This window comes from Dactylosporangium sp. NPDC051484 (assembly GCF_040689395.1).
Lineage (GTDB): Bacteria > Actinomycetota > Actinomycetes > Mycobacteriales > Micromonosporaceae > Dactylosporangium.
This window is the reverse complement of sequence record NZ_JBFAZX010000011.1, coordinates 1-20,385: the sequence shown is the minus strand read 5'-3', so window position 1 is coordinate 20,385 and position 20,385 is coordinate 1. Positions and strand designations below refer to the sequence as shown.

At 73.6% G+C, this 20,385-nt stretch carries 17 protein-coding genes; 14 read left to right on the top strand and 3 right to left on the bottom strand.

Annotated elements, in window-relative coordinates; all coding sequences use genetic code 11:
- Positions 1–82: 82 nt before the first annotated feature.
- From AB0367_RS19725 to AB0367_RS19700, 6 genes are all read left to right on the top strand, one after another.
- Entirely contained in the window at positions 83–529 is a 447-nt protein-coding gene (locus AB0367_RS19725; protein ID WP_366227791.1) for an HIT family protein, read from the top strand.
- Positions 530–785: 256 nt separating this feature from the next.
- Positions 786–974, top strand: coding sequence for a hypothetical protein (locus AB0367_RS19720; protein ID WP_366227790.1), 189 nt, complete (start codon positions 786–788; stop codon positions 972–974).
- 113 nt (positions 975–1,087) lie between these two features.
- Entirely contained in the window at positions 1,088–1,351 is a 264-nt protein-coding gene (locus AB0367_RS19715; RefSeq protein WP_366227789.1) for a ribbon-helix-helix domain-containing protein, read from the top strand.
- Positions 1,348–1,749 (top strand): hypothetical protein, encoded by a 402-nt coding sequence (locus AB0367_RS19710; RefSeq protein WP_366227788.1) that lies wholly within the window; start codon positions 1,348–1,350, stop codon positions 1,747–1,749. Before AB0367_RS19715 ends, AB0367_RS19710 begins: the two co-directional genes overlap by 4 nt.
- Before the next feature lie 90 nt (positions 1,750–1,839).
- Positions 1,840–2,628, top strand: a complete 789-nt coding sequence (locus tag AB0367_RS19705; protein WP_366227787.1) for a hypothetical protein — start codon at positions 1,840–1,842, stop codon at positions 2,626–2,628.
- 673 nt (positions 2,629–3,301) lie between these two features.
- Positions 3,302–4,060 (top strand): lysophospholipid acyltransferase family protein, encoded by a 759-nt coding sequence (locus tag AB0367_RS19700; RefSeq protein ID WP_366227972.1) that lies wholly within the window; start codon positions 3,302–3,304, stop codon positions 4,058–4,060.
- Between the two features lie 167 nt (positions 4,061–4,227).
- On the opposite strand, the gene AB0367_RS19695 is transcribed toward AB0367_RS19700, so the two are convergent.
- Entirely contained in the window at positions 4,228–4,779 is a 552-nt protein-coding gene (locus AB0367_RS19695) for a LuxR family transcriptional regulator (protein ID WP_366227786.1), read from the bottom strand.
- A 73-nt stretch (positions 4,780–4,852) separates the two neighbouring features.
- The gene (locus tag AB0367_RS19690) at positions 4,853–7,441 is read right to left on the bottom strand and encodes a helix-turn-helix transcriptional regulator (protein ID WP_366227785.1); all 2,589 of its coding nucleotides are present in this window, start codon (positions 7,439–7,441) and stop codon (positions 4,853–4,855) included.
- Positions 7,442–7,668: 227 nt separating this feature from the next.
- Here AB0367_RS19690 and AB0367_RS19685 point away from each other — a divergent pair, with 227 nt between their 5' ends.
- Genes AB0367_RS19685 through AB0367_RS19670 form a run of 4 tightly spaced genes read left to right on the top strand, consistent with a single transcriptional unit; the run spans position 7,669 to position 12,644 of the window.
- A complete protein-coding gene (locus AB0367_RS19685) occupies positions 7,669–9,186 on the top strand; it encodes a dynamin family protein (RefSeq protein WP_366227783.1) in 1,518 nt (505 codons plus the stop codon).
- 55 nt (positions 9,187–9,241) lie between these two features.
- Positions 9,242–9,991, top strand: a complete 750-nt coding sequence (grpE, locus tag AB0367_RS19680; protein WP_366227782.1) for a nucleotide exchange factor GrpE — start codon at positions 9,242–9,244, stop codon at positions 9,989–9,991.
- Positions 9,988–11,907: a dynamin family protein gene (locus tag AB0367_RS19675; RefSeq protein WP_366227780.1), complete on the top strand. Its 1,920-nt coding sequence runs from the start codon at positions 9,988–9,990 to the stop codon at positions 11,905–11,907. Before grpE ends, AB0367_RS19675 begins: the two co-directional genes overlap by 4 nt.
- Before the next feature lie 14 nt (positions 11,908–11,921).
- Complete coding sequence (locus tag AB0367_RS19670) at positions 11,922–12,644, top strand: hypothetical protein (protein ID WP_366227778.1); 723 nt, start codon at positions 11,922–11,924, stop codon at positions 12,642–12,644.
- 70 nt (positions 12,645–12,714) lie between these two features.
- Here AB0367_RS19670 and AB0367_RS19665 read toward each other — a convergent pair whose 3' ends face one another.
- A complete protein-coding gene (locus tag AB0367_RS19665) occupies positions 12,715–14,208 on the bottom strand; it encodes an Hsp70 family protein (protein WP_366227777.1) in 1,494 nt (497 codons plus the stop codon).
- Between the two features lie 104 nt (positions 14,209–14,312).
- On the opposite strand from AB0367_RS19665, the gene AB0367_RS19660 reads away from it, so the two are divergent.
- The 4 genes from AB0367_RS19660 to AB0367_RS19645 are packed head-to-tail and all read left to right on the top strand — an operon-like array spanning position 14,313 to position 20,216.
- On the top strand, positions 14,313–15,077 hold the full coding sequence (locus AB0367_RS19660) for a glycerophosphodiester phosphodiesterase family protein (protein ID WP_366227775.1): 765 nt from the start codon (positions 14,313–14,315) through the stop codon (positions 15,075–15,077).
- Positions 15,078–15,120: 43 nt separating this feature from the next.
- A complete protein-coding gene (locus tag AB0367_RS19655) occupies positions 15,121–16,476 on the top strand; it encodes an MFS transporter (RefSeq protein ID WP_366227773.1) in 1,356 nt (451 codons plus the stop codon).
- Between the two features lie 45 nt (positions 16,477–16,521).
- Positions 16,522–19,485, top strand: coding sequence for a BTAD domain-containing putative transcriptional regulator (locus AB0367_RS19650; RefSeq protein ID WP_366227772.1), 2,964 nt, complete (start codon positions 16,522–16,524; stop codon positions 19,483–19,485).
- A gap of 41 nt (positions 19,486–19,526) precedes the next feature.
- Positions 19,527–20,216, top strand: coding sequence for a thymidine kinase (locus AB0367_RS19645; RefSeq protein ID WP_366227971.1), 690 nt, complete (start codon positions 19,527–19,529; stop codon positions 20,214–20,216).
- Positions 20,217–20,385 lie beyond the last annotated feature (169 nt).

Genomic DNA, 20,385 nt, shown 5'->3' with positions numbered 1-20,385 from the left:
GGCTCCCGGCAGTCTGTCCCCCTGCCAATGAACCCGATGAACTGAGTAGCAGCTCTCTGTACGCACGGGGAGTATTGCGCGCATGACACAGAACGCGACGTCGATGGCGCGGGGATGCATCTTCTGCGCCATCGTGGCCCGGCAGGCCGAGGCCAGTGTGGTGTACGAGGACGAGACCGTCGTGGCCTTCATGGACCTGAACCCCGTCACACCCGGCCATCTTCTCGTCGTGTCACGCGAGCACGCGGTGGGCCTCGAAGACCTCGATGGAGCCACTAGCGCTCACATTTGGTCGGTCGGTCATGACATGGCACGAGCCTTGCGACGCTCAAGCATGCGCTGCGAGGGAATCAACGTCCTCCTTTGCGACGGGGAAGTCGCCTTCCAGACGGTCTTCCACTTCCACCTTCACGTCATCCCTCGCTACGCAGGAGACGGCTGGACCCTCAAGGCCGAGTCGCCGGAACGCGAGAGGTCGCTCCTCGACAGCGACGCGCAAGCGATCAAAGACGCTATCGCGCCGAGATGAGGTCGCCTCGCGGCTTTATACGGAACCACGGTTCAACTGGGATCCACACACACGTCCTCTCCGGGCATTCCACGGCGCCAAACCTTACGGGCCAGTGCCCTGCGTGACGAGAGAACCGGGACCGGCGACCGCGCCGGGCGGGTGAAGATGATCCCTTGCGTTGCGACTTGCCTCGGGTTGATTGGCAACGGACACCGGCAGGCCGGCGTCTCTGCTTGCCAATGCGCAACCCCAGCCACAGCCGATCGGCTCCACGGTGCCCGATGCGCGTTTCTCCGCGACGGTACTGCCGGTGCTCGACGCCTGTTACGGGACCGGGCAGCATCTGGCGGTGCACTGCCGGTTCGGGATCGGCCGCTCGGCTACGGTCGCCGCGGCGGTGCGCGGGGTGCCGGTCCCGGACATCGACGCGCAGCGGCGCTGGGTGGAGCAACTCGTCACGTAGAGTCCCAAATCGGGCCTGTTCGGGCCCTATGCATGCAGGTCGGCGCGAATGTTCACCTGGCTGAGTGATGCGAGGCTATGTGATGCGGCGTATGCGGCCGCTAACCTGTGCGTATGCGTGAGGCGCGCAAGGAACGGGTCACGGTGACGATGCCCGCCGATGACGCCGCGGCGGTGCGGCGGTTCGTGGACGCGGGTGGTGCGGAGTCGGTGTCGGCCTATGTCGCCGAGGCGGTGCGCGGCCGGCTGGCCCGGGACCGGGCGCTGCTGACGCTGAACGAGCTGTATACGCAGCGCGGGGTACAGCTGGATCCGGAGCACCACGCGTGGGCGCGCGAGGTGCTGGGGGTGGCGCCCGCGAGCGGGCCGGTGTCGTGAGCGCGGTCGGGGGACGGATCCTGGACAGCTCGGCCATTCTCGGGTTCGTGGCCGGCAAGCCGTACAGTTCGGCGATCGTGTGGCACGCGGTGGACCGAGGGGTGGTCCTTGCCGTACCGGCGGCGGCCCTGGCCGAGGCGTGGGCGCAGACGTCGCCGAAGGACTACGACGTGCTGAAGGTGCTGCTGAGTCTGCCGGTGGTGGTCGTGGACGACCTGACGGCGGCGGACGCGGTGGACAGCGGGGCGCTGTTTGCCGGTGGGGGCGGTCCGTCGCTGGTCGCGGCGGCGCACGTGGTACGCCGGGCGCAGGCGCGGCCGGGCTGGGCGATCGTCACGGACCGGGCGGATATGCTGCGAATCCTCGACCCGCAGGCAGAGATCGACGAACTACCCTGACCCACGTACGGTGTGTCGCACTCGGAAAATGTCATAGGCGGCTGGTATGACTGTTCCGACACATGTTCGAATGATGGGTGGGAGGGTGCGATGGTTGCCGCGCAGACCGCGGCCGAGGGCTTGTCGACGGTGGATCTGGAGCAGATCCGGGACACCCTCGCGGCCGGCCGGAAACCGAAGGTCGTGTTCACCGAGCAGGCCGGGCAGATCGCCGGGCAGCTGGGCCAGGTCGTCGCACTGACCGACCCGGAGCTGTCCGACGAGTGGGTCGTGGTCCGGTTCGGCCGCGACGAGCTGCCCTTCTCCCCCGCCGACCTGGCGATCGCGCCGAAGGCTCCACCGGCCAAGCGCGCCCCCGCCGTTCCCGCACCTCGTGAGGAGAGCCCCGTGCCAGCCCCTTCCGTGACCGCCGACACCGCGACCAGCGACTCCCCTGCCAAGCCCGACTCCCCCACCGCCGCCGCGGCGCCCAGCGCACCGCCGGCGGCCGCCGAGCCGGCCGCGAAGCCCGCGCCCGCGGCGCCCAAGGACGCGCCCGCCGCCGACACGGAGGCGAGGACGTCGGGTGGCAAGCCGGCGGCGAAGAAGGCCGCCCCGAAGGCGAAGGTCCCGGTGGGCCTGACGGTCACCCTGGCCTACGCCGACGGCGAATGGACGGTGGCGGCCAACCAGGGCGCGAAGGCCCTCGCCAAGCCGTATGTCATCAAGGCCGGCGAGGCCCTGAAGATGGTCGCGATGCTCGACGTGCCGGGCGTGCACGAGGCGGTCGAGGAGATCGTCGCCGCGGCCCGCGCCGAGGCCGAGACCCAGGCGGAGCGCCTTCGCGCCGAACTGGCCGAGATCGAGGCGAGGCTGGCGGAGCTACGCGAGGCCGAGTAGCGAGGCCGGCCGGCGGGACCGCGGAGCCGCGGAGCCGATCAGGTCGCCGGCCGCCCCGAGGTCACACCAGGGCGGCCGGCGACGAGCAACGGCGATGTGCCGCAGGTGAACACCAGCCGTCGGGACGGTTGCGCCGTGGGGCGGCGGCGTTACCGTTCCAAGGTCGGCTTTCCCTGAGCCGTCCGGATCGGCACACCCGGTGTGCCGGCCGAAACGACATGGCGCTGCACGGCGGGCACCAGGGATTCGTCAGCCCGGCGGCGCCACCCGAGGTGCAGAAACGGACAGGCGGCACGTGAGCGACGGGGAGCCAGGCATCGGGCGGCAGGCCGACGATACGACGACCACCGAGGCCGGATCTCCGGTGCCGCCCCGGCCGCGGGCGCCCCTCGACGCCGACCCGGCTTCCATCGTGCCCTCGGGTGCTGGCTCCTTCTCCCCCGGCGCGCCGCCGAGAACGCCGTCCAGCGCGACGCCAGGAGAGCCGTCCGGTGCGACGCCCGGAGTGCCAGCCGGTCCAGCGCTGGCAGAGCCGTCCAGCGCGGCGCCGGGAGGGTCGCCCCGGGCGGGGTCGGCCGAGTCCGCTGGTACAGGACTGCGGCAGTCCCCCGCCGCGGATGCCGCCGAGTCCGACGGGGCCGCAACGGCAGTGTCAGCCGGCGCAGACGCGGCGGTGGTGGCATGGCGAGTGCCGCGCACGTGGCGGGTGCTGCTCTGGCTCGCGCGGGTCGTCATCATGCCCGTCGCCCGGCTGCGGGTCACCGGGGACGTGCCGGAGGAGCTTCGCGGCGGGCCGGTCATCCTCGCCGTCAACCACATCGGGCCGTTCGATCCGGTCGCGATGACGGCGGCGTGCCGGGTGGCCCGGCTCGCGCCGCGGTTGATGGCGACCGGTGGGCTGTTCCGGGCGCCGGTGGTCGGGCCGGTGATGCGGGCGGCTGGGCACATCCGGGTCAACCGGCGGCAGGCCGACGTGGCCGCGGCCGTCGACGACGTGGCGGCGGCGCTGTCGGGCGGGGCGCATGTGCTCGGCTATCCGGAGGGGCGCATCACGCTCGACCCGGGGATGTGGCCGGAGCGGGGCAAGACGGGGCTGGCCCGGGTGGCGCTCGCGACCGGGGCTCCGGTCGTCGCGGTCGCGCAATGGGGTGCGCATGAGGTCGCGGCGTGGGGCGGGTTCGGGCCGACGGTGCGCACGCTGTGCCGGGCGCTGGTGCGCCGGCCCGTGGTGCGGGTGCACTTCGGGGCGCCGGTCGACCTGTCCGGGATCGACCCGGCGGCGGCTGGGGCGGCGCAGCGGGCCACGGACCGGATCATCGACGCGATCACGGCCGAGTTGCGGGCGTTGCGGGCCGATGAGCCTCGGCTGCCGCGGTACATCGACCCGGTCCGGCCGCTGAGCGTGCAGCGCCGCCACCGTCCCGCCGCCTGAGCGACGTCAGGAACGCGGGTCAAGGCTCCCGCGGCGCGTCGGGCTTTGGTCTGAGCCGGTGAACCGGATCATGAGGCGTCGACGGTGCGGGTGGGGCCGCCGTTGACGGGGCGCAACCGGGGGCCGCTGAGCGTGCGGCGCCGCCACCGTCGGCGCGGGAGCGCGGATCAGGCGCCGTCGCGGCGCATGCGCAGGTAGGCCAGGACCGCCTCGCGGGTGGTGCGCACGCCCAGGACCTCGCGGGCCTCGGCGATGCGGCGGTTCGCGGTGCGCAGCGACAGGAACTCCGCCGCCGCGGCGGCGGCGATGGTCTCGCCGCCGGCGAGGCGTTCGAGCAGGGCGCGCTGCTCCGGGGCCAAGACCGGGCCGCCGGCGTCCTCGGCGGGGTCGGTGTCGAGGTCGGCGTCGGGGTCGGTGGTGACGGGGCCGATGCGGCCCAGGTCGGCCAGCAGGGCGCGGCCGATGTCGCCGGCGGCGTCGCTGATGGCGACGATGCCGGCGCCGCGGGCGGCGGCCAGCAGGGCCAGTTCGGCGGTGTCGGCGTCGGTGACCCGGCCGAACAGGGCGAGTCTGGCCTCCGAGACGTCCCAGGCCTGGTCGGTGAGGGCGAAGCCTTCCCGGGTCGTCCAGCCGGCCCGGGCGAGCCTGCGCAGCACCGCGGTGGCATCCGCGCCGGTCGCCACGACGTACCGCGGTGCGAGTGCCGGATCTCCCGCCATCAGCGGCCCATCGGTAAAGACATGCGCCCACCATGCGATGAAGGTGCCGTCCGGCACAAGAGTACGCGACTACTCATCCAAGCTCCTCGATGGCTAACGCGGCGGCCTCGGTGCGGGTCCGGGCGCCGAGCTTGCGCATGCCGGAGCGGATGTGCGTCTCCACCGTCTCCCGGGAGATGCCCAGCTGGCCGGCGATGCGCCGGGTCGGCTCGCCGTTGGCGACCAGCCGCAGCACGTCGCGTTCGCGGTCGGTGAGCTCGTCGCCGGCGCGCCGGCCGCGGGTGTCGCGGCGGATCGAGTGCCGGCGCAGCGCCCGGCGGGCCCGGCCGAGCAGCACGATCAGGCCGGCCTCCTCGGCGAGCTGCTCGGCCTGCAGCAACGGCGGCACCGCCAGCTGCGCGCCGTCCTCGAGCAGGCCCTGGGCGAGCAGGCAGCGGACCTCCTCACGGCGGGCGAGCTCGCGCCAGGCGGCGGCGGCCTCGGCGAAGCGGTCGGGGGCCTTCCACGCCTCGAGGGTGGCCCGGACCGGCGCGAGGGGCATACCGGCGAGACCCTCGGCGCCGGCGGAGGCCCCGGTCTCGACGGAGCCGGCGGAGTCCTCGAGCCCGGAGGCGGCGACCCCGGCGTCGTAGGCGGCCCAGCGGGCGGTGATGCGGCGCAGCCCGTCGACGAGTGGCGAGGAGGCCGCGGTGTCGAGGTCGAGGTCGCGGGCCGGGTCGTACGCCTGGTCGGGGCGCCCGTCGAGCCAGGCCGCCTCGCGGGTCACCCAGTCCAGGACCGGGCCGGCGGACGCGGGCCGGTTCTGCAGTGCCTCCAGGCGGGCGCGGGCCGGGGCGAGCAGCCCGCCGTCGGCCTCGGCGAGGCTGGCGGCGGCCACGGCGTAGCCGCGGGCCAGGGCGGGCAGGGTCCGGTCGGCGAGGTCGCCGGCCCGACGCACGACCTCGTCGATTTCCTCGCCGCGCAGCGCGTCACACCACAGCTGGGCGGCCAGGAACCGGGTCTGCCAGCTGTAGGCGAGGTCGCCGGCGCAGGCGGCGGCGGCCGCGGCGGCGGCCTGGGCGGCCTCGGCGAGGCGGGCGTCGGCGGTGAGGGTCTCCACGAGCAGCCACGCCGACCAGCGGGCGGCGAGCGCGTCGCCGGCCTGGCCGGCGGCGGAGGCGGCGGAGGCCAGGCCGTACTCCCAGTTGGGCTGGCGGGTGCCGGCCCGCACGGCGGCGATCGCGGCGCGCAGCCCGGGGTGGGCGGGCGCGTCGCCGTGGACGTTGAGCAGGTCCTCGGCGCGGGCCAGCGCCCCGCCGGGGTCGGTGGTGAGCATGGACAGCAGCCGGATACGGTCCCGGCCGCCGACGATCTCGGCCGGGGCGCCGTCGGGCACGGCGGCGACCGCGGCCGCGGCGGCGACCGGGCTGCCCTGTTGCAGCAGGGCCTCGCCGCGCAGCACGGCGCCGACCGGGTCGGTGGTGGCCGGGTCGATGACGCGCAGGCAGGAGCCGGGCCGGCCGGCGGCCAGGGCGGCGCGGGCGGCGGCGACGCGGACCTCGGGCTCGGCCTCGACGCCGGGCAGGTCGCAGGCCAGCAGCAGCAGCTCGGCGCGGTCGCCGGAGGACTCGGCGGCCGCGGCGGCGCTCACCGCGACCCGGTAGGCCTCCGCCGCGGCGCCGGCCGCGGCGAGGTGCCGGGCGGCCTCGCGGGGCGGCACAAGGGTGGCGAGGCGGCGGTGCAGGGCGGCGCGCTCGGCGGCGTCGAGCAGGCCGGCGGCGACCTCGGCGGTATACGGGGACACGGGCGCGGCGATGCCCTCGGCGAGCTCGACGAGGCCGGTCTCGACCAGCTCGGTGAGGCCCTCGCCGAGCACGGTCGCGGTGACCGGCCGGCCGAGCAGGCCCAGTGCGGCCATGGCGGTGCGGGCCGGGCGGGTCAGGTCGGCCAGGGCGCCGGCGACGGTGTAGGCCAGGCCCTTGTCGAGGCCGTCTCCGCCGTCGCGGGGCGTGCCGCCCTGGGCGACGTGCTTGGCCAGGGCGGTCACCGCGAGGGGCACCCCACCGGCGCGTCGGACCAGGTCGGCCACGACGGCGGTGGAGGCCGACGGGGCCAGCTGCCGCACCAGCGCGGCGGCGGCGTCGGGAGGCATCGGCGGCATCGACAGCCATGCGCCAGACGTGGCGGCCGCGGCGCGCAGCGCGCGTTCGGCGTCGCCCGGAAGGCGGTGCGGTGTCCGCAATGTGACAACTATCCGACAGTGCTCGGCGATCGCCGGGAGGGCGGCCATCGTGAGCGGGTCCGCCCACTGGAGGTCATCGACGAGCAGCAGCCCGTGACGGACACGGGAGCGGACGGCCTCGGCGAGCAGCGGCGCCTCGTGTGACGGCAGTCGCACCCGCACCGCGCGCGACAGCGGCAGGGCCGGCACACCGCGCAGCATCGCCAGGGCGCCGCCGCTGAACACCGGGCCCCGGAAGGACTCCCCGAGGCGCTTGAGCACGCTCGTGCGGCCCGTCCCCGGCGCGCCGGCGATGACTACCAGACCGGGGTTACGCAGGGCGTCCACCGCCATGGCGACCAGTTCGGCGGGCGGCCACGTCGCGGCAGGAACGCTCGCCCGGCCGACCACCGCCGACCCGGCCGCCGAGGCGGCGGGTTCATCAGTCGGTGCCTCAGGCACGGGGCGCCTCCATTCCTGGCACGAACATGGGATCCTGCGCGCGCAGGATATTCGTAATGTGTGTGCCGTACGTGCGGGACATGACGGTACTGATCGCACCCAGGAGCGAATAATGAGCGTGGTCCACCCCTTGGACACCCGAGGGTACGTCGGCATTGTGGCTGAACACACCGGCCTCGCGCAGTCGGTGATCAGTCTGTGCGCGACGTCGAAGCGGAGCTGACCCCGTGGCTCCAGGACCGCTGAGCTCCCGTGTGGCCGACCTGTGCGCCGAGGTCGGCAACCGGCTCGGAGGCGCCGCCCAGGCCCAGGTCGTCGACGTGCGGCGGCGGCTCGGCGAGCCGCTGCGGGTCGCGATCGCCGGGCGGCTCAAGTCCGGCAAGTCGACCCTCGTCAACGCGCTCATCGGGCGGCGGGTCGCGCCGACCGAGGTCGGCGAGTGCACGCGCATCGTCACCCAGTTCCGCTACGGCACGTCCGACCGCGTCGACGTGGTCAAGCGCAACGGCGCCCGGGTCAGCCTCCCGCTGGACGAGGCCGGCATGATCCCGCAGCGGCTCGGCGTCGCCCGCCACGAGGTCGCCTACGTCGACGTGACGCTCACCAGTGACCACCTGCGCGACCTGACCGTCGTGGACACCCCCGGCCTGTCCAGCGCCAACACGTCCGTGTCCGACCAGGCGCGGCGGTTCCTGTTCTCCGAGGCGCCGATTGACGACGACCTCGACTCCGACTCCGCCGGGGCGCTGTCCGGCGCCGAGGCCATCATCTACGTGTTCACCCAGTCGGTGCGCGAGGACGACGTGCAGGCCCTGGAGGCGTTCCGGTCGATCTCGGCCCGGCTGTCCAGCAACCCGATCAACTCCCTCGGCCTGTTCAACAAGGTGGACAAGCTCGCCGGCGGCGGGCAGGACCCGTGGCCGATCGTCGCGCCGCTGGCCACCGACCAGTCCAAGGTGCTGCGCCGGGTCGTCTCCGACGTCGTGCCGGTCGTCGGGCTGCTGGCCGAGACCACCGAGGCCGGGCGGCTCACCGCCGCCGACTGCGAGGCGCTGCGCCAGCTCGCCGCCCTGCCGCAGGGTGAGCGGACCGTGCTGCTGGCCTCCGTCGACCTGTTCACCAGCCGCGAGTGCACGGTGACCCGCGAGTCGCGGGAGCGGCTGCTGCGGCTGCTGGACCTCTACGGGATCAGCTTCGCCATCGCCCAGCTGGTCGCCAAGCCGACCCTGGCCACCGGCGAGCTGGTCCGGACGCTGTTCCAGGCCTCCGGGTTCCCGCGGCTGCGCCAGACCCTCGACCACGCGTTCCGGTGGCGCACCGACGCCATCAAGGCCGGGTGGGCGCTGTCGAGCCTGGAGAAGATCGCCAGCCACGCCGAGCGGCCCCACGACCGGGAGCTGCTGCGCGACGCGATCGAACGGGTGCTGCAGCAGCCCGAGTCGCACCGGCTGCGGCTGCTGGAGGTCGCGCAGCTGGTCACCACCGGCGCGGTCGACCTGCCCGACCAGATGGAGGGCGAGCTGACCCGCCTGGCGCTGTCCAACGACCCCGGCTGGATCCTCAACCTGCCGGCCTCCGACCGAGACCAGATGGTCCGCGCCGCGCTGGACGCCGCGACCCGCTGGCGGGCCTACGCCGTGGCCGGCGCCAGCCCCTCGCAGTCGCGGGTCGCCCTCGTCGCCCACCGTGGTTTCTACCTGCTGTCCCAGCGCATCCGCGGCGGGGGGCAGAGCCATGCCCGTTAGCAAGCCCGTCAACAGCCCAGCCAGTAGCCGAGGCCCCCACCCCCAGGAGCCGAAGATGTCCTCCAACAGCCTGCGCCTCGTCGCGGTCGCCGTCGCGCTGATCATCGCGGTGATCACCGGCGCGGCGACCGGCCTGATCGGCGGCGATCCGGACTGCCCGGGTGCGACGGTCACCGCGCCGCCCGCGACGAACGCGGCCACCGGCCCGGCCAAGAGCGGCGGCACGCCCGACCAGCCGGACAACCCGAACACCCAGGCCCAGACGGTCGAGACGCAGCCGTGCCTGGCCCGCGAGTCGTTCGGGATCAAGCCGGCGCTCGTCGGGTTCGTCGGCACCCTGCTCGCCGGCGCGGCCCTGCTGCTGCTGTTGCTGCTGGCCTCCCGCGGCTCCGGCGCCGCCACCGCCCCGGTGTCCGCGCCGCCCGGCCGTGGCGGCCAGGCCGACGCCGACCGCCGGGCGCTGGTCCAGGCCTCCATCTACGTGCGGGACCGGGTCACCAGCAAGGCCCTCGGCGACCGGCTCGGCGCCGCGCTGCAGGAGGCCGGCGTCACCATCCTCGAACCGACCGGGGTGCGCTTCGACCCGGCACACCACGAGGCCGGCGGCACCACCCCGACCAACGACCCGAGCCTCAGCGGGCAGATCTCCGGCGTGGAGGTCCCCGGCTACGTCGACCGCGACGGGCGGGTCCTGCGGGCCCCGATCGTGACCGTGTTCCAGGCTGCCCGCAACGCCGGCGGGGCCACCGGCGCCCACCCGATCGTCCACACAACCCAGCAGCCGCGCAGAGAGCAGCCACGATGACCTCGACCTCCAACGCACCCGCCGGGCCGCAGGCGCAGAAGCCCGCCGACCCTACGGCCGCCCTGGGCAAGCTACTCAAGGCCGGCGTCGAGGGCAGCCTCGCCTACCTGCGCAAGATCGACCCGGACGCGGCCGCCGACATCGACACCGAGCGGCGCCGCGAGGTCCAGCGGCCCCGCATCGTCGTGGTCGGCGAGACCAAGCGCGGCAAGAGCTCGCTGACCAACATGCTCATGGGCGTGCCCAACCTGTCCCCGGTCGACGCGGCCGTGGCCACCGCCTCCTACCTGGAGTTCCAGCACAACCCGCAGCACGGCGCCCGCGCCTACATCCCCGGCCGCGAGGACCCCGTCCCGCTCGGCCTGGGCGACCTGCGCGACTGGGGCACCGTGCTGGGCCGGCTGCCCGACGGGATGCGGCCGCCGCGGCGCATCGAGGTGCAGCACTCCGCGCCGCTGCTGCAGTACCTCACGCTCATCGACACGCCCGGCACCGGCGGGCTGGACTCGATGCACGCCGAGGTCGCCATGGACGCGGTGGAGAAGGCGACCGCGCTGCTGTTCGTCGTCGACTCGTCCTCGCCGTTCGCCAAGCCGGAGATGAACTTCCTCATCGAGGCCAGCAAGAGGGTCAACTTCGTGCTGTTCGCGCTGACGAAGGTCGACGCGTACCCCGGCTGGCGCACCATCCTCGCCGACAACAAGGGCCAGCTGCAGACCCACGCGCCCCGGTTCGCCTCGGCGCCGTGGTTCCCGGTCTCAGCCCGGCTGGCGGAGCTGGCGATGCAGATGCCCAAGGAGGCCTCCGGCGAACTGATCCGCGAGTCGCGCATCGCCGAGCTGCAGCACGCGCTCATCAACCTGGCCAGCAAGGGCCACCTGCTGGCGCAGGCCAACGTGCTGCGTTCGGTGCGCTCCGAGTACATCCGCGTCGACCAGGAGCTCGGCGACCGGATGAAGGCCACCGACCCCGACCCGGCCGACGCGGAGCGGGCCAAGGAGGAACGCGCCCAGGTCGCCACCCGCAAGCGCACCGAGTCGCGGCAGTGGTCCCTGGCGCTGTCCACCGAGACCCAGCGGGCCCGGGTCGAGGCCACCACGCGGCTGCGTAACTACATCACGCAGCTGCAGGAACAGTTCATGGAGAAGATCGACAAGGGCGGCCGCGGCGACATCCAGGAGCTGCCCGCCGAGCTGGACAAGGCGCTGTACGCGCTGAGTGTCCGGCTGTCGCACGACCTCGAGTTCCGCTTCCGCAAGGTGGGCGAGCGGGTCCTGGCCCAGGTGTTCCACCCCAACGAGCTGCAGCACGTGCTGCGCGGGCTCAACGCCAGACTGCGCCACGCCCTGGGCACCAAGCCGCGCCGCGAGCAGTCCGGTGAAGGCGCCATGGTCGTCATGTCCTCGGCCGGTATGGCGATGATGGCCGCCCGCGTGCCCGGCATGCTCGGCGGCGCCAGCGCGCTCGGCGCGGTCGGCCTGGCCGGCGCGGGGCTCGTCCTGCCCGTCGTCGGTGTCGGCCTCGGCCTCGCCGCCGGCGCCTACATGATCTTCAAGCGGAAGAGCATGGCGGACAAGGCCCAGGCCCGCGCCTGGCTGCGGGAGGTCCTCGGCGAGGCCCGCGCCGCGCTGTCCGACGAGATCATGCACCGGTTCACCGACCTGCAGTACGCGCTGACGCTCGCCCTCGACGAGGCGATCGAGCGGCGCCTCAAGCAGCTCGACGCGCACATCGCGAACATCGACAAGTCGTTGGCCGAGGACAAGGCCGAACGCGCCAAGCGCAAGGCCGCGTTGAACACCGAACGAGAGGGCCTGCGCGCCCGCATCAAACAGGTCGACGAGGTGCTCGTGCGCATCCGCGCGCTCACCCCGAACGCGCCTGCCGATGCGGCTGAAGCGCTGGCCGAGGCGTAGGGGGTTGACGTTCCATGGACGGGCACTGGGAATGGTCTGACGGCGGCGACACCGCCGACACCGCGGACCTGTCCGGCGACACCGGACACGACCTGCACGGCGGCTTCGGCGAGGACTACGGCGCCGACTTCGCAGACGGGCATCCGCACACCGGATTCGGCGCCGAGGAGCACGACCTCGGCGGCGGGCACCTCGACCCTCAGCACGGGGGCGACGACCTCGAGGAGCCGCTCGGCACCGAGCACGCCGCCGCGGAGTACGACCAGGCCCTGCACGACACCACGGACCCGCATGACGCCGGCTACGACGAGGGCGACCACCCCGGCGACCAGCAGCACCACGAGGACCCGCAGGCCCACGACGTCCCCGGCCCTGATCACACAGACCACACGGACGACCCGCACGAGGCCGCGTTCGGCACCGACCCCGACGTCCAGGCCGGCGCCGACGACCCTGCCTGGCACGAGGCGCAGTTCCCCGAGCAGCTGCACCTGCAGGACCCGCCGGAGCCCGTCGACGGGTTCCCGTGGAGCGACGCCGAGGTCCTCGGCGGCCCCGGCCACAGCCTGTCGGCCGCCTTCGACCCGGCCGTAACCGGCCACGAGCCCGCCGGACCGGGCGGCCTGGCCGACTACGCCGGCGTTGACGTCCCGCCCGGCGCCGACCCGTGGAGCCTGCTGCTGGGCTCCGACGACCCGGCCGCCAGCAGCCTCGCCACCTTCTGGGCGCCTCAGTAACGAGCGGAACACCGAAGCGGCGGCGGTACCTCCCCGGGTACCGCCGCCGCTTCGGTGTTCGCTGTCAGGTTCAGAGGACCTGCGCCAGCAGGATCACGAACAGCACCACCACAACCACCAGGACCACGATGATCACGGCCATCCAGTTGCGCTCCCCCGCCTCGCCCGGCTTCGGCGGGGCCTGCCGGGCCGCCTGCGGCGGGAACGGGCCGGGCCTTCCCGGCTGCACGACCGGCGGCGGGGCCACCGGCTGCTGCGGCGGCTGGGGCCGGAACACCGGCTGCTGCACCGGCGGCGGGGCGACCGGCGGGCGCTGCACGACGGGCTGCGGCACCACCGCGGGCCGCTGCGGGGTCACCGGCGGGCGCTGCACCGCCGGTGACATCGGCACGCCCGACATCGGCGCCGCCGACACCGGCGCGTGCGTCGCCGCCGGAACCGGCCGCTGCTGCGGTGGCGGGGTCACCTGCCGCGGCGTGCCCGACGCGCGGGCCGGGTTGGGCGCCACGCCGATGCACAGCGCCCCCTCGACCACGACCGTCTCCGGCTGCTCCAGGGTCGTGGGCGCCACGCCCAGCTCGGTGTGGATCAGGTGCGCCGCGAGCGGGATCCGCGACGACCCGCCGACCAGAAAGATCCCGACGAGATCCTTGGGCTGCAGCCGCGCCGACTCGATCGCCCGGCGCAGGCACGCCACCGTCCGCTCCAGCTGGGGCCGGACGAGCGTCTCCAGCTCCTCACGGGTCATGTGCGCGTCGATCTCCATCGACGGCAGGTGGATGTCCGTCGACGCCGTGCGCGACAGCATCTCCTTGGCCCCGCGCACGTCCTCATACAGCATCCGGCGCAACCGCCGGTCCGAGGCGTCGGTCGGGTTGGCCAGCGACGCCCACTTCTCCGGGTGGCTCTGCGAATACGTCTTGCCCAGGTGCTCCACGATCGCGTGGTCGAAGTCCAGGCCGCCGATGTCGGCCAGGCCGTCCTCGGCGAGCACCTCGAACCCGGACTGGGTGCGGCGCACCACGGTCGCGTCGAACGTGCCGCCGCCCAGGTCGTAGATCGCCAGGCTGCGGCCCACCGGCACCGCCGAGCCCAGCACCGCGGTGAAATACGACGCCGCCCCGACCGGCTCGGCGATCAGCCGCGGCGTGCCCAGCCCCGAGATGCGGGTCGCCTCGACGAGCAGCGACCGGCGCCGCTCGCCCCACCGCGCCGGGTGGGTCAGGCGCACCTCGTCCGGCGCCGCGCCCAGCTGCCGCCGCGCCTCCGTGCTCACCTGTGACAGCACGTGCGCGAACAGGCGCGGCACGGGCATCGGATGGTCGCCGATGAACACCTCGCCGTCGTCGATGCGCCGCTTCGGGTTGGGCTCGAAACGGGCCGGGTCCAGCCGCGCGTTGCGTTCGGCGTCCCGGCCGACGAGGACTTTTCCGTCGGTGTTGAAGTACAGGGCTGAGGGCAGCAAGGGGGAACCGTCGAACAGCAGCGGTCGCATCCGCTTGTCCGGCGTGCGGACCATCGCGACCGTGTTCGACGTGCCGAAGTCGATGCCGAGCACGCGCATGTGCGTCACCCTACCTTTGCCGTTCCACGCTCTGCGCCGGCCGTCAAGCCTGCCGTAACCCGCCGTTGCGCGAAGTTGACCGAAGATCGCTGCATACTGGCCGCGTGAGACAGCAGGTGCCCTACCTCGACACGCCAGGACCGCTGGGCTTCGCCCACCGCGGCGGGGCGGCGGCCGGTGACGAGAACACGACAGCGGCGTTCGCCCGTGCGGCCAGGCTCGGGTACAAGTACATCGAGACCGACACGCACGCCACCGCCGACGGGGTCGCGGTCGTGTTCCACGATGACACGCTGGAGCGGCTCCTGGGGCGCCCGGGTCGGATGATCGACTTACGGTGGGCGGATCTGCGGACCGAGCGCGTCGGCGGTGCCGCCGCGGTGCCCCGCCTCGACGAGGTCCTCGCCGCCTACCCGGACATCCGGTTCAACATCGATGCGAAGACCGACCATGCGGTACAACCGACGCTGGAGGTCGTGGAGCGGCTCAAGGCGCACGAGCGGGTCCTGCTCGCCTCGTTCTCCTCCGCCCGGCTGCGCCGCATGCGCCGCCACGCCGGCCCTGCCGTGGCCACCTCGATGGGCATGCGGGAGGTCGCCGCGCTGTGGGCGGCGTTCCAGGTGGGCCGCCGCTACACCCCCGCCGAGACCGTCGTGGCGGTCCAGATCCCGCCGCGGTACGGCCGGATCCCCCTGGCCACCGAGCGGTTCGTCGACTACTGCCACCGGGCCGGGCTGCACGTGCACCTGTGGACCATCGACGACCCGCACGAGATCGCCCACTTCCTCGACATCGGCGTTGATGGCATCATGACCGATCACATCGAGGTGCTGCGCGAGGTGTACCGTGCGCGCGGCATCTGGCACTGACGCACCCGAGGAAGGGTCCCCCGTGTCCACCGTGGATGACAGTGTGCAGCAAACGCGCCTGAGCACCCGCCGGGAGCGCACCGGCTGGTATTTCTACGACTGGGCCAACTCCGCGTTCTCCACCACCGTCATCACCGTCTTCCTCGGCCCCTACCTGACCTCCATCGCCCAGAAGGCCGCCGGCTGCGGCGACGACGGGTGCGGCGACGCCGTCATCCGCCCGCTCGGCATCGCCATCGCCCCGGGCGCCCTGTTCCCCTACACGGTGTCGCTGTCGGTGTTCCTCACCGTGTTCGTCCTGCCGGTCGTCGGCGCCATCGCCGACCGCTCGCCGCGCAAGAAGCAGCTGCTGGCGCTGTTCGCCTACATCGGCGCCGGCGCCACCACCGCCATGCTGTTGCTCACCGGCGAGCGCTACCTGCTCGGCGCCGGGCTGTTCCTGCTGGCCAACATCGCCTTCGGCGCGTCGGTCGTGGTGTACAACTCGTTCCTGCCGCAGATCGCCGACGAAGAGGACCGCGACCGGGTCTCCAGCTTCGGCTGGGCCTGGGGCTACCTCGGCGGCGGCCTGCTGCTGTTGTTCAACGTCGCGGCCGTGCTCATGAAGGACCGTCTCGGCCTGTCCACCGGCGAGGTCGCCCGCTACAGTCTCGTCTCCGCCGGCCTGTGGTGGGCCGGGTTCACCACCATCCCGCTGCTGACGCTGCGCAACCGGCCCCCCGCCGCCGAGGCCCTCGGCACCTCCGGCAACGTCCTCACCGACGGGTTCCGGCAGCTGTGGCACACCCTGAAAAGCCTCAAGGCGTACCCGCTGACCCTGTTCTTCCTCGTCGCGTACCTCATCTACAACGACGGCATCCAGACCGTCATCTCGCTGGCCAGCCAGTACGGCACCGAGGAACTGCAGCTGAGCGACACCGTGCTGGTGCCCACCATCCTCATGGTGCAGTTCCTCGCCTTCGCCGGCGCGCTGGCCCTGGGCCGCCTCGCCCGCGCCATCGGCGCCTGGAAGACCGTCCTGGTCAGCCTCGTGCTGTGGACGCTGGTCGTCCTCGTGGCGTTCTTCCTGCCCGCCAAGCACGCCGTGCTGTTCGTCCTGCTCGGCGGCGCCATCGGCCTCGTCCTCGGCGGCAGCCAGGCACTGTCCCGGTCGCTGTTCTCCCAGCTGATCCCGAAGGGCAAGGAAGGCGAGTACTTCGGCATCTACGAGATCTCCGACAAGGGCACTAGCTGGCTCGGGCCGCTGCTGTTCGGCCTCGCCTACGACCTGACCCGCAGCTACCGCATCGCGATCGTGTCCCTGCTGGTCTTCTTCGTCGTCGGGTTCGTGGCCCTCGCCGCCGTGCCGATGCGCCGAGCCATCGAACAGGCAGGTAACACCCCGCCGGCCCGCCTGTGACCGGCGGGTGTCGCTAACATGACACCCTGCGTTACTGTTCGCTTCGTGCGATACCGGCTGCTCGGTCCGCTGGAGGTCGACGTCGCCGGTCGGCGGCTGGAGATCTCCGCGACCCGCGACCGGATCCTGCTGGCCATGCTGCTGCTGCACCCCAACCGGGTCGTCACGCTGCCCCGGCTCGTCGACGCCGTCTGGGGTGACGCCGCCCCCGTCACCGCCCGTGCCCAGCTGCACACCTGCGTGTCGCGGCTGCGCCGGCAGCTGCCCGACACCATCCACACCGACACCGCCGGCTACCGCGCCGTCGTCGCCGACGACGACCTCGACACCCTCGTCTTCGCCCAGCTCGTCACCGACGGGCGGGCCGCGCTGAACGCCGGGGAGCTCAACACCGCCCGCAAGCACCTGCGCGACGCCCTCGAGCTGTGGCGCGGTCCGGCGCTGGCCGGCGTCGACAGCCCCAGCGTCCAGGCCGCCGCCGTGGCGCTGCAGGAGCGGCACAACGCCGCCGTCGAGGACTGCATCGACGTCGAGCTGCAGCTGGGCCTGCAGGCGGAGCTCATCAGCCAGCTCACCGGCCTGACCGAGCAGCACCCGCTGCGGGAGCGGCTGCACGGGCAGCTGATGACGGCCCTGGCCCGGGTCGGGCGCACCGCCGACGCCATCTCCGTCTACCTGCGCCTGGCCGAGGCCCTCGACGAAGAGCTCGGCCTCGCCCCCGGCGCGGCGCTGCAGGAGCTGTACCGAGGGCTGCTGCAGCCCCAGCCCGTGGCGTCCCCGGCCGAGCGGTCCGCCCGGGTCGTGCCGGTGCCGACGCCGTGGACGCTGCCCCGCGACATCGCCGACTTCTCCGGCCGCGACGCCCTCGTCGAGCGGCTCGTCGCCGCCGCCCGCGCCGTCCGCGACGACCTGCCGGTCGTGCTCACCATCGACGGCATGGCCGGCGTCGGCAAGACCAGCCTCGCCGTGCACGTCGCGCACCTCGTCGCCGACCGCTACCCCGATGGGCGGCTCTTCGTCGACCTGCGCGCCCACGGCGAACGCCCGCCCCACGCCCCGCACGATGCCGTCGGGATGCTGCTGCGCCACCTCGGCATCGACCCCGAACGCATCCCCACCGACCCCGACGAGCGCGTCGCCCGCTGGCGCAGCGAGCTCGCCCACCGCCGGATGCTCGTCGTGCTCGACAACGCCGCCGACCCCGCCCAGGTCACCCCGCTGCTGCCCGGCGCCTCCGCCAGCCTGGTCGTCGTCACCAGCCGGCGGCGCCTCGGCGGCCTCGACGGCGCGCACCCCGTCTCCCTCGACGTGCTCGACGACACCGACGCCGCCCGGTTCGTGGCCACCGTCGTCGGCGCCCGAGCCGCCGCCGACCCGCACGCCACCGCCGAGGTCGTCCGGCTGTGCGGAGGGCTGCCGCTGGCGCTGCGGCTGGCCGCCGCCCGGCTCGCGCACCGGCCGTCGTGGAGCGTCGCCGACCTCGCCGAACGGCTGCGCCAGGCCAACCCCGCCCCGATCGACCTCACCGTCGACGGCCGCTCCCCGCACGCCGCGTTCGAGCTGTCCTACCGGCAGCTGGACGAGCCGGCCCGGCGCATGTTCCGGCTCGCCGGCCTGCACCCGTCCGGGGAGTTCGCGGTCCGCGTCGCAGCCGCCCTCGCCGACCTGCCCGTCCGTGACACCGACGAGCTACTCGGCCGGCTCGTTGACGCGCACCTGCTCATCGAGCCCGTCGCCGGGCGGTTCCGGCTGCACGACCTGCTGCGCGAATACGCCGCCGGGCTCGCCGGCGAGGATTCCGAACGCGACGCGGCCACCGAGCGGATGCTCGACTTCTACCTGCAGTCCACGGCCGCCGCCACCCGCCAGTGGGAGCAGCACCGCCACCGCGGCGCGATCGACATCGGCGAGGTGCTGCCGTCGGTGCCGCGCTTCACCGACATGGCCGGCACCCTGCGGTGGCTCGACCTGGAGATCGGCAACCTCATCGGGGTCACCCTGCTCGCCGACCGGCTCGGCCGGCACCGGCACACCTGCCTGCTCACCCGGGCGCTGTGGAGCTACCTGTTCCGCAACTCGATGAACGACGTGTCCCTCGACCTGCACCGCCGGGCCCTGGCCGCCGCGGAGGCCACCGGCGACGACAACCTCGTCGCGATGACCCACAACTATCTCGCCTCCGCCTACGCCCGCGCCGGACATCAGGACGACGCCGCCCGGCACCTCAACCGCATCGTCGAGCACCCGGTGTGGGGGCCGCGGGCCCAGAGCAACCTCGCCGCGGTGTACCAGTTCTCCGGCCGGCTCACCGAGGCCCTGGAGCTGCTGGAACGCTCGATGGCGGCGATCTACGCCGACGAGGCGGTGATATTCGGCGTGCAGTGGACCTGCCTGTCGACGGTCCTGTGGCAGCTCGGCCGCACCGAGGAGGCCATCGCCGCGGCCCGGCGCACCCACGCCGTCGGCCGGGCCAGCGGGTCCGCTCGGCTGGCCGTCAACGGCGCCATCGAGCTCGGCATCATCCGGCAGCGGCTCGGCCAGCACCGGCAGGCGGTACTGCTGCTGCGCTGGATCCTCGGCCACTCCGGCCCCGACGTCGGGCCGTCCGTGGAGTGCGAGGCCCGCAGCATCCTCGGGCTGAGCCTGACCGCGCTCGGCCGCACCGCGGAGGGCCTCGAACTGCTGCACGCCGCCCAGCGCGACGCCGAGCACCTCGACCCGCACACCGCGTGCCTGACCGGCAACAACCTCGGCGCCGGCCTGTTCACCGCCGGCCGGGCGGAGGAGGCCAAGCTCGTCCACGCCCGGGCGCTGGAGCGGGCGATGCGCATCGGCTACCGCTACGAGCAGGCCCGCGCCTACTACGGCCTCGGCCTGTGCAGCACCGACCCGCGGCTGTCGCGGCAGCGGCTGCAGGCCGCCCTCGACCTCTACGACGCGATGGGCGTCACGGAACGCGACGTGGTCGCGGCGCGCCTGCGGGCCGTCGACGAGCCCGCCGGCAAGTAGTCTCTCAGGCCGTGACCCCAACCGACGACCTCGACGCCTGCGTGGCCGCCGGCGACAGCCGCCTGCGCCGCGGCGGCCGGCTGAAGTTCTTCTACGGCCCGATGGACTGCGGCAAATCCACCCTCGCGCTGCAGATGGACTACAACCACGCCCGCCAGGGCCGCCACGGCCTGGTCCTGACCACCATCGACCGGGCCGGCCCGGGCCGGCTCAGTACCCGCATCGGCCTGGGCAAGGACGCCGTCGACGTGGCCGGGCTCGACCTGCGCGACCTGGTGCGCGACCGGTGGGCGCGCGGCATCCGGGTGGACTACCTCATCTGCGACGAGGCGAGCTTCTACGCTGTCGAGCAGATCGAGCAGCTGGCCGACCTGGTCGACAACTGCGACGTCGACGTCTACGCGTTCGGGCTGGCCACCGACTTCCGCACCGCCCTGTTCCCGGCCGCGCAGCGGCTCTTCGAGCTCGCCGACGAGGTCACCCGGGTCCAGGTCGAGGTGCTGTGCTGGTGCGGCCGGTCGGGCCTGCTCAACGCCCGGGTTGTCGACGGCGTCATCGCCCGCGAGGGCGACCAGGTCGTCATCGGCGACACCACGGCCGACTCCGGCCCCGACGCCGGGGCCGGAGCGCCCCCGGCCGATGTGCACTACCAGGTGCTGTGCCGCCGTCACCACCGCGCCGGCAACCTGGGCCCCGCCGCCCGCGCCGGCGGGCAGCTGCGCCTGGTCTGAGTCCTCGGCATCAGCCGGCGGCCCCGTGCTTCGTCTTGGTCTGTTCGCCGGGCATAGGGTGGGCGGCATGGCGCTGCGGCTTGTGCAGGCGAACCTCAAGGCTCGGGACGACTCGGTGCTCGGCCGGTTCTGGGCGGAGGCGCTCGGCTGGGTTTCCCGTTCGGGTCAC

What these genes read in the sequence shown, in the direction of transcription:
- AB0367_RS19725 (WP_366227791.1), top strand. Translation starts at nt 83, where the DNA reads ATGACACAGAACGCGACGTCGATGGCGCGGGGATGCATCTTCTGCGCC.
- AB0367_RS19670 (WP_366227778.1), top strand. Translation starts at nt 11,922, where the DNA reads ATGGACGGGCACTGGGAATGGTCTGACGGCGGCGACACCGCCGACACC.
- AB0367_RS19665 (WP_366227777.1), bottom strand. Translation starts at nt 14,208, where the DNA reads ATGCGCGTGCTCGGCATCGACTTCGGCACGTCGAACACGGTCGCGATG.
- AB0367_RS19695 (WP_366227786.1), bottom strand. Translation starts at nt 4,779, where the DNA reads ATGGCGGGAGATCCGGCACTCGCACCGCGGTACGTCGTGGCGACCGGC.
- AB0367_RS19715 (WP_366227789.1), top strand. Translation starts at nt 1,088, where the DNA reads ATGCGTGAGGCGCGCAAGGAACGGGTCACGGTGACGATGCCCGCCGAT.
- grpE (WP_366227782.1), top strand. Translation starts at nt 9,242, where the DNA reads ATGTCCTCCAACAGCCTGCGCCTCGTCGCGGTCGCCGTCGCGCTGATC.
- AB0367_RS19675 (WP_366227780.1), top strand. Translation starts at nt 9,988, where the DNA reads ATGACCTCGACCTCCAACGCACCCGCCGGGCCGCAGGCGCAGAAGCCC.
- AB0367_RS19705 (WP_366227787.1), top strand. Translation starts at nt 1,840, where the DNA reads ATGGTTGCCGCGCAGACCGCGGCCGAGGGCTTGTCGACGGTGGATCTG.